The organism is Kribbella sp. NBC_00382 (assembly GCF_036067295.1).
Taxonomy (GTDB): domain Bacteria; phylum Actinomycetota; class Actinomycetes; order Propionibacteriales; family Kribbellaceae; genus Kribbella.
The window spans coordinates 5,536,197-5,548,525 of sequence record NZ_CP107954.1 but is presented as its reverse complement, the minus strand read 5'-3'; the positions used below and the strand labels follow the sequence as shown (position 1 = coordinate 5,548,525).

General features: G+C 68.4%; 10 protein-coding genes. 5 read left to right on the top strand and 5 right to left on the bottom strand.

Annotation, left to right across the window (positions count from 1 at the left end):
• Window positions 1–193 precede the first annotated feature (193 nt).
• Entirely contained in the window at window positions 194–511 is a 318-nt protein-coding gene (locus tag OHA70_RS26570; protein ID WP_328322281.1) for a hypothetical protein, read from the bottom strand.
• 135 nt (window positions 512–646) lie between these two features.
• Here OHA70_RS26570 and lpdA point away from each other — a divergent pair, with 135 nt between their 5' ends.
• The 3 genes from lpdA to OHA70_RS26555 all read left to right on the top strand — a co-directional run bounded on the left by lpdA (window position 647) and on the right by OHA70_RS26555 (window position 5,113).
• Entirely contained in the window at window positions 647–2,035 is a 1,389-nt protein-coding gene (gene lpdA, locus OHA70_RS26565) for a dihydrolipoyl dehydrogenase (RefSeq protein ID WP_328322279.1), read from the top strand.
• 120 nt (window positions 2,036–2,155) lie between these two features.
• Window positions 2,156–4,123 (top strand): 2-oxoglutarate dehydrogenase, E2 component, dihydrolipoamide succinyltransferase, encoded by a 1,968-nt coding sequence (gene sucB / locus OHA70_RS26560; protein WP_328322277.1) that lies wholly within the window; start codon window positions 2,156–2,158, stop codon window positions 4,121–4,123.
• Between the two features lie 102 nt (window positions 4,124–4,225).
• Window positions 4,226–5,113 (top strand): TIGR01777 family oxidoreductase, encoded by an 888-nt coding sequence (locus OHA70_RS26555; RefSeq protein WP_328322275.1) that lies wholly within the window; start codon window positions 4,226–4,228, stop codon window positions 5,111–5,113.
• 92 nt (window positions 5,114–5,205) lie between these two features.
• On the opposite strand, the gene OHA70_RS26550 is transcribed toward OHA70_RS26555, so the two are convergent.
• A complete protein-coding gene (locus tag OHA70_RS26550; protein ID WP_328322273.1) occupies window positions 5,206–6,582 on the bottom strand; it encodes a protein kinase domain-containing protein in 1,377 nt (458 codons plus the stop codon).
• Between the two features lie 132 nt (window positions 6,583–6,714).
• On the opposite strand from OHA70_RS26550, the gene lipB reads away from it, so the two are divergent.
• Together lipB and OHA70_RS26540 are read left to right on the top strand one after the other, a co-directional pair.
• Window positions 6,715–7,434 (top strand): lipoyl(octanoyl) transferase LipB, encoded by a 720-nt coding sequence (lipB, locus tag OHA70_RS26545; protein ID WP_328322271.1) that lies wholly within the window; start codon window positions 6,715–6,717, stop codon window positions 7,432–7,434.
• Between the two features lie 109 nt (window positions 7,435–7,543).
• The gene (locus OHA70_RS26540) at window positions 7,544–9,079 is read left to right on the top strand and encodes a hypothetical protein (protein WP_328322269.1); all 1,536 of its coding nucleotides are present in this window, start codon (window positions 7,544–7,546) and stop codon (window positions 9,077–9,079) included.
• 48 nt (window positions 9,080–9,127) lie between these two features.
• Here OHA70_RS26540 and OHA70_RS26535 read toward each other — a convergent pair whose 3' ends face one another.
• The 3 genes from OHA70_RS26535 to OHA70_RS26525 form a co-directional block, all read right to left on the bottom strand.
• Complete coding sequence (locus tag OHA70_RS26535) at window positions 9,128–10,093, bottom strand: LysR family transcriptional regulator (RefSeq protein WP_328322267.1); 966 nt, start codon at window positions 10,091–10,093, stop codon at window positions 9,128–9,130.
• Window positions 10,094–10,201: 108 nt separating this feature from the next.
• Window positions 10,202–11,374: an ABC transporter permease gene (locus tag OHA70_RS26530; RefSeq protein ID WP_328322265.1), complete on the bottom strand. Its 1,173-nt coding sequence runs from the start codon at window positions 11,372–11,374 to the stop codon at window positions 10,202–10,204.
• Window positions 11,371–12,303 carry an ABC transporter ATP-binding protein gene (locus OHA70_RS26525; protein ID WP_328322263.1) on the bottom strand — a complete coding sequence of 311 codons (933 nt, stop codon included), beginning with the start codon at window positions 12,301–12,303 and terminating at the stop codon, window positions 11,371–11,373. The genes OHA70_RS26530 and OHA70_RS26525 overlap by 4 nt, the downstream gene beginning before the upstream one ends.
• Window positions 12,304–12,329: the final 26 nt, after the last annotated feature.

The following is a 12,329-nucleotide window of genomic DNA, read 5'->3' as shown; positions in this document are numbered from 1 at the left end:
TACGGCCCAACCAACAGACCACCAGACGACCGGATGTTCTCAGTGGCGCCTGACCAGGCCCAGTGGACTCGGGACATTGGCGGTCAGCTGCGGCTGGAGATCAGCGCCGCAGACGCACTGGCAGTAGTCAAAGCCGGTTGGGCCAAGGCACGCGCGGCTCTGTAGCCGGCGGTATCCGCTGGCCACGGAGCGGCTAGGCGAGGCCGTTCTTCTTCATGCGGGCGTTGTACTCGCGCATGCGGGGTGGGTAGCCGACTACTGCCGCGTCGTAGGAGGGGACGCCCATCTTGTTGGCGAACTGGTGGGCCCAGGCGACCGAGGGGACCCGGCGGCGGGTCCACTCGCCGTCGATGGCGACCAGGAGGAGCGTGTAGTCGGTCACCGCGGTGCGCGGCTCGACGAATCCCTCGACACCCTGCCGTGTCTGGGCGAACTCCCGCAGGTGCGCCTGGTCGGGGTTGTCCGACTTGCGCATCGTGCCCGGCTTCTGCCGGCGACCGAACCACTTCATGGGAGCAAGTGTCCACCATTCCCGCAAATCCGGCCCGGAGGCGAGCCGGACCGCTGACGGTGACAAGATGACGCCCGGGCCGGAACTCCGCGATCCGGGGCCGCCCGCCGACCTTGACGCCCCACGGAGGAACTCGTGACGAACACGGCAGACAGCAACACGACGTACGACCTGGTGATCCTCGGCGGTGGCAGTGGTGGCTATGCCGCCGCGCTGCGCGCCGCAGTACTGGGGATGTCGGTTGCTCTGGTGGAGAAGGACAAGCTCGGCGGCACCTGCCTGCACCGCGGCTGTATCCCGACCAAGGCTCTGCTGCACGCGGCCGAGGTGGCCGATTCGGCCCGTGAGGGTGAGCAGTTCGGTGTCCGGACCACGCTCGAGGGCGTCGACATGGGCGGCGTGAACAAGTACAAGGACGGCGTCGTCGACCGGCTCTTCAAGGGCCTGCAGGGACAGATCAAGTCCCGCGGCATCACCGTGATCGAGGGCGAGGGACGGCTGACCTCGCCGACCACGGTCGCGGTCAACGGCACGACGTACACCGGCCGCAACATCATCATCGCCTCCGGCTCGTACTCCCGCTCGCTGCCCGGGCTGGAGATCGACGGCAACCGGGTGATCGCCAGCGAGCACGCGCTGACGATGGACCGGGTGCCCGAGTCCGCGGTGATCCTCGGCGGCGGCGTGATCGGCGTCGAGTTCGCCAGCGCGTGGACCTCGTTCGGCACCAAGGTGACGATCGTCGAGGCGCTGCCCCGGCTGGTACCGGCCGAGGACGCCGACTGCAGCAAGACGCTCGAGCGCGCGTTCCGCAAGCGCAAGATCAACTTCAAGACCGGTACGCCGTTCGAGTCCGTCGACACCCACGACAACGGGGTCCGCGTGACCGTCGCCGGCGGTGAGGTGATCGAGGCCGAGGTGCTGCTGGTCGCGGTCGGCCGCGGCCCGAACACGGCCGGGATCGGGTACGAGGAGGTCGGGGTCGCGCTCGATCGCGGCTTCGTCACCGTCGACGAGCACCTGCAGACCAGCGTGCCGGGCGTCTACGCGGTCGGCGACATCGTGCCCGGCCTGCAGCTCGCGCACCGCGGTTTCCAGCAGGGCATCTTCGTCGCCGAGCACCTCGCCGGGCTGAACCCGGCCCCGATCGACGAGCTCGGCATCCCGCGCGTCACCTACTCCGAGCCCGAGGTCGCCTCCGTCGGCCTGACCGAGGAGCAGGCCAAGGCGAAGTACGGCGAGGTCGAGATCCTCAACTACAACCTCGGCGGCAACGGCAAGAGCCAGATCCTCAAGACCCAGGGCTTCGTGAAGCTGGTCCGGGCCAAGGACGGCGCGGTGGTCGGCCTGCACATGGTCGGCTCCCGGGTCGGCGAGCTGATCGGCGAAGCCCAGCTGATCTACAACTGGGAGGCCTTCCCCGCCGACGTCGCGCCGCTGGTGCACGCCCACCCGACCCAGAACGAGGCCCTCGGCGAGGCGCACATGGCGCTGGCCGGTAAGCCTTTGCACTTTCATGAGTAAACACAGGCACGAATAAGTTTTGGCCTCCCCACCGGCGGGTCCTGCTGACCCAGATCCCGCCGGTTCGGGCGGCACCGTAGGCTGAACTCGAACCGAATAGACGAAGGAGCAACGACCGTCATGCCGACCTCTGTATCCCTGCCGGCCCTCGGGGAGAGCGTCACCGAAGGAACCGTCACCCGCTGGCTCAAGCAGGTCGGTGACACGGTTGCCGTCGACGAGCCCCTGCTGGAGGTCTCGACCGACAAGGTCGACACCGAGATCCCCTCCCCCGTGGCCGGCACTCTCCTGGAGATCAAGGCCGCCGAGGACGAAACCGTAGAGGTAGGCGCCGAACTAGCAGTAATCGGCGACGCCGGCGAATCCACCGCCCCCGACTCCTCTTCCAACGGCCAGGCTGCCCCGGCTGAGGAAGCCCCGGCCCAGGAAGCCCCCGCAGCCCAGGAGGCACCCGCCGAAGCCGCGCCGCAGGCCCAGGCCGCACCGGCCCAGGAAGCCCCGGCAGCACAGGCTGCTCCGGCCGAGGCCGCCCCGCAGGCGCAGGCCGCGCCCGCAGCGGACGCCGGCCAGGCGTCCTCAGGTTCCGCGACCGGTACGTCGGTAACGCTGCCCGCACTGGGCGAGAGCGTCACCGAAGGCACCGTCACCCGCTGGCTGAAGCAGGTCGGCGACGACGTGGCCGTCGACGAGCCGCTCCTCGAGGTCTCCACCGACAAGGTCGACACCGAGATCCCCTCGCCGGTCGCCGGCAAGCTGCTGGAGATCAAGGTCGCCGAAGACGAAACCGTCGAGGTAGGCGCCGAACTAGCCATCGTCGGCTCAGGCGACGCAGCCCCCGCCGCAGCCACCCCGGCCCCGGCCGCCCCGGCAGCCGAGCAAGCAGCCCCGCAGGCAGCAGCCCCGGCACCCGCCGCAGCTCCGGCCCCGCAGGCCCCCGCCGCGCAGGCCCCGGCCCCGCAGTCGGCGCCCGCTCAGGCTCCGGCTCCGCAGTCGGCACCGGCTCCGGCCGCCCAGGCTCCGGCCGCCCAGGCCCCCGCGGCCCAGGCACCGACTAACCAGGCACCTGCCCCGCAGTCGGCCCAGGCTCCCGCGCCGCAGGCGGCTCCCCCGGCCCTGCCCGCAGCTCAGGCACCGGCCGCGTCGTCGAACGGTTCTTCGTCAGAGGGCCCGAACTACGTCACCCCCCTCGTCCGCAAGCTCGCGACTGAGCACTCGGTCGACCTCGGCGCCGTCCAGGGCACCGGCGTCGGCGGCCGCATCCGCAAGCAGGACGTACTCGCTGCCGCCGAGGCCCAGAAGGCCGCGGCCGCCGCAGCTCCGGCAGCAGCCGCCGCTCCCGCCTCGGCCCCTGCGGCGAAGGCCGCGGCCATCAGCCCGCTGCGTGGCACGACCGAGAAGATGAGCCGGATCCGCAAGGCCATCGCCAGCCATATGGTCAACTCGCTGCACGTCTCGGCGCAGCTGACCACCGTGGTCGAGGTCGACGTCACCGAGATCTCCAAGCTCCGGAACGCCAAGAAGGCCGAGTTCGAGGCCCGCGAGGGCGTCAAGCTGTCCTTCCTGCCGTTCTTCGCGCTCGCCGCGGTGGACGCGCTGAAGCAGTACCCGAAGCTGAACGCCTCGATCAACGACGAGGCCGGTGAGGTCACCTACCACGCCGCCGAGCACCTGGGCATCGCCGTGGACGCCGAGAAGGGCCTGATGGTCCCGGTCGTGCACAACGCCGGCGACCTGAACATCGCCGGCCTGGCGAAGAAGATCGCCGACCTGGCCGCGCGGGTGCGGACCAACAAGGTCCTGCCGGACGAGATGGCGGGCGGCACGTTCACCATCACCAACACCGGTAGCCGGGGCGCGCTGTTCGACACCCCGATCCTGAACCAGCCGCAGGTCGGCATGCTCGGGACCGGCTCGGTCGTCAAGCGTCCGGTCGTCATCACCCACCCGGAGCTCGGCGAGACGATCGCGATCCGGCAGATGGTCTACCTGGCGCTGACCTACGACCACCGCCTGGTCGACGGCGCCGACGCGGCCCGCTACCTGACCGCGGTCAAGCAGCGGCTCGAGGAAGCCCAGTTCGACGTCTGATCCGGTATCGGACAGAAGTAACAGAGGCCGCCGCCCCGGCCTGACCGAATCGACCATGGTCAGGCCGGACGCGGCCTCACCGAGAAGCCGGAGCTGTGTTTCGTGAAATATGTGCTCGCCGGTTCGTCCGGCTTCCTCGGTAAGGCATTGGCGCGTGACCTGGTGGCCGACGGCCATCAGGTCACCCGGCTGGTACGGCGTGAGCCGTCGCAGCCGAGCGAGGTCCAGTGGGATCCCACACGTGGAGAGCTGGATCCGGTCGCTCTCGAGAACGCCGATGTGCTGATCAACCTGGCCGGCGCGAACATCGGCCGGCCCTGGACTCCGAAGTACCGGCTGGCGATCCGGGAGAGCCGGGTCAGTACCACCGCCACGCTCGCGGAGGCCGCCGCGACGCTGGAGCGGCCGCCGGTGTTCATCACCCAGAGCGGCATCGGCGGCTACGGCAAGGACTGCGGCGACCAGATCCTCACCGAAGAGTCGGAACTCGGCGAGGGATTCCTGTCCGATGTCGTGCGGGTCTGGGAAGGCGCCGCCGATCCGGCGCGCGAGGCCGGTTGCCGGGTCGTCGCCCTGCGCACGGGCGTCGTGCTCAATCGCTCGGCACCTGCCTTCCAGTTGCTCTCGTTGCCGTTCCGGGTGGGCGTCGGTGGACGGCTCGGATCTGGCAAGCAGTACTTCCCGGTCGTCTCGCTGGACGACTGGCTCGGCGCCGTCCGGCACTGCGCCGAGAACGATCAGGTGTCCGGGCCGGTCAACGTGACGCTGCCGGAGCCGGTCACCAACCAGGAGTTCACGAAGGCCCTGGGCGCCGCGCTGCATCGACCGACGCTGGTACCCGTCCCGTCGTTCGTGCTCACCACGGTGCTCGGCGAGTTCGCCTGGGAACTGATCGGCAGCAAGCGCGCGCTCCCCAACGCGCTGCTGTCCTCCTCCTTCACCTTCAAACACCCCACGGCGGAAGCCGCGCTCGAGTCCGCCCTCGCCTGACGCGCCTCCTCCACCTGACACTCCCCAGCCAGAGACTCCCCTGCCTGACGCGCCGATGCTTGATGTGTACCCGTGCGGGCGACTCCGGGTGGTCATGCTTCGGCTATCGATGAGATGCGCCAGGATGTGGCGGCTGCCGTGAGAGTCACGCGGCGGGTGGTCGGTTTTCCGGGCGGGAAGATCGTTCGCTGGCCGGTCGAGGTGATCGCTGCGCCTGCGACGAAGCGGTCGACGACTCGGAGTACGACGGTTGTCGGGCCGGGGTTTTCCACGGTCACGGACTGGATCTGCAGGCGGAGTCCTTCGATCCGGAGCTGCTGCTTTCGGTAGGTGGCGAGGAGTTCTCGGTCGGCGGACCAGGGCGAGCTGCCGGGTACGTAGACGGAGTTGAGCACGGTCGGGTCGAGCGTGGCGAACGCCTGGGAGCGGCGTACATCCAAAGCCTGCAAGGTCTGCAACCACTTCTTGCCATCCGCCGCCGGTTGTTTCGGGGTCACGGGCTGCCGTGGAGTTGTCGACTGGTGTGGGGTTGTGGGTTGGGTGGGTTGGGCCGCGTTGGCGGTGGAGTTCGGGGCGGGGTGGCCGAGGACGCCGACGGTGAGGAGGCCGATGACGAGGGTTGTGACCGCGCCGGCTCCGCAGGCAGCGAGGATGCCGTAGGCGGCGCGTTTGGTGCGCAGGAACTTGAGCGCGGTCTCACGGATGCTTCCGCGCTGTTGGGTGGGTGGCTGTGATCGCCGCAGGCTGATGGCAGGCGCAACTGGTGAGGCAGGCGTAGCGGGCGCCGGTGTAGTGGCCGGCGTGACGGGTGAGGTTTTGGTGGCGGGCTCGGGGTCTTGGGTGAAGTTGAGGGAGATGGGGAGTGGAGTCGCCCGATGGAGGGCTTGTTGGGCGAGGACCTCGGGCGTGGTGGTGAAGAGGGACGGTGGGAAGGTCTTGGCGGTGCCGCCTGCCTGATGAGCAATAGCGCCTAGGGCTGAGAGGTCGGCTTGGGGCGTGGTCGGCGACGACAAGGCGCGGAGTCCGGCGTCGGTGATGACCGGGCGGCCATCGGCGTCGAACATGATGTCGTTGAGGTCCAAGTGGCCGTGGGTGAGACCCCTTCCGTGTAAGGCGGAGAGGGCTTGGGCCAGTGGGCTGATGAGAGTGACCAGTTCGCCTGGTGAGAGGGCGCCGCGGCGCTCCAGCAGCGACGTGAGCGTGCCTGCGGCGACGTACTGGCTGAAGAGGAGCCACTCTCGGTCGGACTCTCTGACCTCGAGCAGTCGGGCGAGATGCGGATGGTCGATGCCGCGGGCGAGTTCGAGGTCGCCCAGGAACTCGTTCGTCGCCACGGCGGCGGATTTCGGGATGCGTTTGAGCACAGCGTGCCGCCCGGTGGCCAGGTCCCGGAGCAGCCAGACAGTGCCGGCCGAACCAGACCCGAGCCCACGGCGCAAGCTGTAGCCGGAGATGTCTTCGGATGCCATACCCAAGAGAGTGCCCGGATCGGCGCCGGCGCCCCGGAAGTTATCCACAGCCACCGCCAGAGCCACCGCTTGGGCCAGGGTCCTGTGGATGGCGGCGAACAGCCGCCGGACGGGCCGCCTACACTCGAAGGCGTGAGGGCTATCAAGTATGTGGAGGCCGGATTCGGCGCCGACGCGGTCGACTACGAGACGGCGTGGGCCGAGCAACGGCGCCTGCACGCGCAGGTTGCCGACGGCACCGGGTCCGACACGGTCATCCTGCTGGAGCACCCACCGGTTTACACCGCGGGCAAGCGCACCGAGCCACACGAGCGGCCAGTGGACGGTACGCCGGTGGTCGACGTCGACCGCGGCGGCAAGATCACCTGGCACGGCCCCGGCCAATTGGTCGGGTACCCGATCGTGAAGCTCGCCTCACATGTGTACGTCGTGGACTACGTTCGCCGGCTGGAGGAAGCGCTGATCGCGGTCTGCGCCGACCTCGGCGTACGGACCGGGCGGGTCAAGGGTCGCAGCGGAGTGTGGGTGCCGGCGGACGATCGCGGGCGGGAGCGGAAGATCGCGGCGATCGGGATCCGGGTGGCGCAGAGCGTCACGATGCACGGATTCGCGCTGAACTGCGACAACGATCTGACCTGGTTCGACCGGATCGTGCCGTGCGGGATCTCCGATGCCGACGTCACCACGCTGTCGAAGGAGCTCGGCCGGGACGTGTCCATCGCCGAGGTGCTCGAGCCTGTTCGGCGGCACCTCGATGTGCTGCTTTCCTGGCAGGACTACGAGCGCACACCGAACCTCGAACACGAGGAAACCCCGGCCCCGGCGGGTATCACGTACGGCCTCACTGTCTGACCCGTACGGGCGCAACAAGCGGTTCGGCGGTGTGACCGTCGGAGCGGAGCGTAAAGATTGAGCGAAGTGTCTGCGCTGTGCGGAGCGTAAACGTCGCTACGGTGGGGATGTGTCCAAATTTCTCGGCTTCCTCCTTGGCATCGCGGTAGCGCTCGTCGGGCCGGCCATGTTCGGCGTCCTCGCGGCGGACGGCGGTATCAAGCTGAACGCGAAGGAGATGGCGCTTGCCTACGGCATCGGTGCGCTGATCTTCTGGGCCGTGGTGTCGTACTTCTCCGGCGCCGCGGCGCTCGGGGCGGCGCTGACCTTCGGCGCGATGATCTACACCGTGCACTGGATCCCCAACCGGATGACGAACTTCCTCAACGACGTTCCCGGGGTGACCACGGGGATGATCGATGGGGTCAAGCAGTACACGGGGAACGGTGTGGTGCCGATTCTTGCGGTGATCTCGCTGATCTTCGGGATCCAGTCGATCGTGCGGTCGGTGCAACGGCGCAAGCGCGAGCGGGTCGAGGCGGACCGCCGGCAGCGTGAGCAGGAGGCCGCGGTGCAGGCGCAGCAGATGCCGGTACCACCGCAGCCGGCGGCGTATGCGGTTGCCGAGGGCGACTACCAGCCGGACGACCGGTTCGGGAACAACTTCGGGAACAGCAACTACGACGACCTGTTCGAGGAGGAGCCGGCACCGTTCAGGCCGCGGAGTCAGGCGGACGAGCAGACGGCGCAGTTCTCCCGCTCCGAGGCTCCGATGGAGTACGACGACGATCGCGACGACACGAGACTCGTCCCCACGGACGCCGACGAGACCGTGATGGTCCCCACCGGCGAGAACGCAGTTGCCGACGGCTCCGACGAGGCACCGGCCCCGGAAGACGCTGCCGCCCAGCACGTACCGGCGGAAGAGGCAGCCACGCAGCACGTGCCGGCCGAGGAGCACCCCGAGCCGGAGGCCGAAGAGGCACCGGACGAGGTCGCCACCCAAGCAGTCAGCACCCACGACGCTCCCACCCAGCAGGTAGCCGCAGAAGACGCCTCCACGCAGCAAGTACCGGTTGCAGAAGCACCCACGCAGTACGTACCGGCAGAAGCTGCCACGCAGCACGTACCGGCAGAAGAAGCCCCCGCACAGCGGGAAGCGGTCGCGGAGGCCGCGCCGCAGCACCTGCCGGTTGAAGAAGCTCCCACGCAGCAAGCGCCGGTTGAGGAGCCTGTGTCGCAGGTTGAGGAGACCGCTGCTCAGCCGGTGCCGGTGCCCGAGCCGGAGGCTCCTAAGCCTGTCGCGCCGCGGGTTGCCGGCGGGGCCGTTGCTGCCGCGCCGCAGATTGGTGGACCGCAGGGTGCGCCTTCGCAGGCGGACGACGGTGGCGAGCCGACACAGCCGATGCCGATCGCACGCCCGGCGGCACCCAAGGCTGCGGCCCCGCACGCGGAGGCGTCGCAGGCCGAAGCTCCGCAGGCCGAGGCGCCGCGGGTTGAGGCGCCGCGGGCTCAGTTGCGGAAGGAAGAGATGGGGCAGCAGTACCGGGAGCGGATGGATCCGCCGGACGTGGATGACACCGGTGAGTTCTTCGTCGGATCGTTCGACAACCCGCCGGAACACACCACGCAGCGGATGGAGCTCCCCGGCCAGTTCAGGAGCTAGCAGAACAAACAGAAGAGCCTCCGCCACCGGCGGAGGCTCTTTCGTTTGTCAGGCGACGTGCATGCGTTGGTGCTGCCCCCACCGCGCATGTTCGGCAAACGCCTCGTCATACGCGTGGATCGCCATCTGGCACACGTCCGCCGCCATCTGCGCCCGCGGAGATTCGGTGCTCCAGGCAAGCATCAGCCGCCGGTGGATCGGATCCCCCGCCAACGGCCGCGTGGTGACGTCGGACGACAACATCCGGTACGACGTAGGCGAAATCAACGCCACGCCCTGACCACTAGTCACGAACCCCATCAGCACCGACGTGTCCACCGAGTGATGCTCGACCCGCGGCTGGAACCCGGCCTGCTCACAAGCCGCCCGGAACAACACATGGAACCCGCTGTCGTCCGGCGGCTCCCCGATCCACTCCTCGTCCGCCAGCTCGGCCAGGTCGATCTCGGACCGATGCCGAGTCGCCACCGCCGTCGGATGATCAGCCGCCAGTACTACGTAAGCCGACTCCGACTCAACAATCGTGCAAGCCTCGACCCCGCCGGGCAACCGCAGTTCGAATCCCGGGAACTCACGAAGCAACGCGAAGTCCAACCGCCCACTCTCCAACTGCTGGAGCAGCACGCTGGTGGCCCATTCGACCTCGATACTCACCTGCTCGATCTCACCGTGATCGCGCAGCCGGCTCGCGATCCCCGACATCGGCGCCGTCGGGAACCCACCGAGCCGCACCGCGCTCGACTCCACCGCCGTCATCGCCGACACCGTCGCGGACAAGTGGTCCACATCCACCAGGATCGCCCGCGCCCGATCCACGGCGTACCGGCCCAGTGCGGTCGGTGTGACACCCGTGCGGGAGCGCTCGAACAGCTCACCGCCGAACGCCGACTCGATCCGCTTGAGCTGCGCGGTCAGGCTCGGCTGGCTCACCTTGAGCCAGCGGGCGGCCCGACCGACGGACCCCGCTTCTGCCACCAGGACCACCACCCGCAGGTGGCGCAGCTCGACGTTCATGCGTTGTGACCGTAGTCCACTTCACGCGCAGGTACACAGTCGTCACGTGTTGCGATTGCGTCACAGGCCACTAAATTCCTGTAACGCCAGCCCGATTATCACGATAAGTCAGGATGACTTCAGCGAGATCGCCTCTCGGTAACCGAGTTTCCGCCCGGTCTGGAGCAGCGTCCGCTCGTACAGCCGAGCGCCGAGCCGGATGATCAGCACCGTCGTCACCACCAGGATCGCGATCGCCGCCAGCGGTTGCCACAGCGGCACGTGCTCGGTCAGCATCCGCCCCGGCATCGACATCGACGAGGCGATCGGGACGAACGAGGCAACCGTCTTGGCCTCGGCGCCCGCGAAGGCGGAGAAGAAGAACGGGATCATCAGGATCATCTGCCCCGGCAACGTGGTCGAGCCGAGATCCTCCTGCCGCGTCGCCAGCGACCCGGCGACCGCCCACAACCCCGCCAGCGCGACGAAGCCGAGTACGAAGAACACCACGAACCAGCCGGCCACCGGCGCGATCACCTTGAGGATGTCCGCCTGGCCGGTCACCATCAGCCCGATCAGCGACGCGACCGCGATCACCACGATCTGCCCGAGCGCGAGCACCGTGTTGCCGATCACCTTGCCCCACAGCAGCGCCCGGATCGGGATCGCGGCGGCGAGGATCTCGACCACCCGGCTCTCCTTCTCCTGGACGACGCTCTGCGCGATCATCATCCCGAAACTCAGCGCGGTGATGTAGAAGATCAGCGCCAGCCCGATGTTGACGAAGCCGGCCACGACTTCAGGCAACGGCCCCGGATCGAGCAACCGCTCCTGTACCTGCGTCCCGGCCCGCAACTGCTCGGGCGTCAGGCCGACCCGGCCCGCATTCTGTTCCATCCCGAGGTTGACGGTCGCCTCGCGCAGGTTGTTCTGCAGCTCGGAGTCGACGCGCTGTTTCCCCAGTACTTCGTACCCGTCCTTGCCCGGCAGCAACGCGGCCTTCACGTCACCGTCCTTCACGAGCTTCTCAGCCGACGCGACGTCCGTAGTACGGGTGGCTTCGTAGCTGTCGCCGCCCTTGATCGCATCCGCGACAGCGACGATCTTGGCGCCGGAATCGTCGAGTACGGCGATCTTGTCCTTGCCACCCATCCCCGAGATCAGCGCCGGGATGATGGTCGCGGCCAGCACCACGAACAGCATGAACGCGGTCGAGCCGATGAAGGTCTTGTCGCGGAGCTTGGTACTGATCTCGCGCTCGGCCACCAGCTGCCACGGGCGCTGCAGGGTCTCGTTGTTCATCGGGTCGCCTCCCGGAAGACGTCGCTCAGCGCCTGCCGCTCGGGCGCGAACTCGAGCACCGGCCCACGGCCCATCGCCTGCTGCAGAATTTGTTGCACAAGGCCCCCATCGTCATCGGACCCGACATCGAAGAGCGCCGTCGCACCGGCGACATCGCGCACCTTGATCCCCGGTACATCGCGCAGCCAGCCCGCATCCCCACCGACGACCAGCCGGTACGTCATAGTCGGCCCGGCAGCCAGTTCGGAGACGGGGCCCGCGGCAACCACCTTGCCCCGGGACAACACCACGAGGTCGTCGCAGAGCCGCTCGACCAGCTCCAGCTGGTGGCTGGAGAACAGCACCGGTACCTCCGGAGTGACCTCTTCGCGCAGCAGATCAACCATGGCGTCGACGGCCAGCGGGTCTAGGCCGCTGAAGGGCTCGTCCATCACCAACGCGATCGGCTCGTGGATCAAGGCAGCCGCGATCTGCACCCGCTGCTGATTGCCCAGGGACAGCGTCTCCAGGGTGTCCCCCGCCCGCTCGGTCAGCCCGAGCCGGGACAGCAGCTTGTCGGCCCGCTCGCCGGCACGCGACCCGAGTCCGTGCAGCCGGCCGAAGAAGATCAACTGCTCGCGGATCTTCATCTTCGGGTACAGCCCTCGCTCTTCGGGCATGTACCCGAAGTCGCGGCGTACCCCGCCCGACAACGGCTCGCCGTTCCAGGTCACCACGCCACCGCTGGGCGCCAGCACCCCCAGAATGATCCGCATCGTCGTCGTCTTGCCGGCTCCGTTGGCCCCGACGAACCCGGTCATCCGACCCGGTAGTACGTCGAAGCTGACGTCGTCGAGCGCCAGGTGCTCACCGAACCGCCGGGTCAACCCAGCAACGCTCAGCATCCCGTTCACCGTTCCTCTACTACTCCGGCCCCCTGAACCAGGCATCCACCCGATCCACTCCATCACCAGGA

Excerpts from the sequence above, each read along its gene's own strand:
- OHA70_RS26570 (WP_328322281.1), bottom strand. The coding sequence starts at position 511 with ATGAAGTGGTTCGGTCGCCGGCAGAAGCCGGGCACGATGCGCAAGTCG.
- sucB (WP_328322277.1), top strand. The coding sequence starts at position 2,156 with ATGCCGACCTCTGTATCCCTGCCGGCCCTCGGGGAGAGCGTCACCGAA.
- OHA70_RS26550 (WP_328322273.1), bottom strand. The coding sequence starts at position 6,582 with ATGGCATCCGAAGACATCTCCGGCTACAGCTTGCGCCGTGGGCTCGGG.
- OHA70_RS26535 (WP_328322267.1), bottom strand. The coding sequence starts at position 10,093 with ATGAACGTCGAGCTGCGCCACCTGCGGGTGGTGGTCCTGGTGGCAGAA.
- OHA70_RS26530 (WP_328322265.1), bottom strand. The coding sequence starts at position 11,374 with ATGAACAACGAGACCCTGCAGCGCCCGTGGCAGCTGGTGGCCGAGCGC.
- OHA70_RS26525 (WP_328322263.1), bottom strand. The coding sequence starts at position 12,303 with ATGCCTGGTTCAGGGGGCCGGAGTAGTAGAGGAACGGTGAACGGGATG.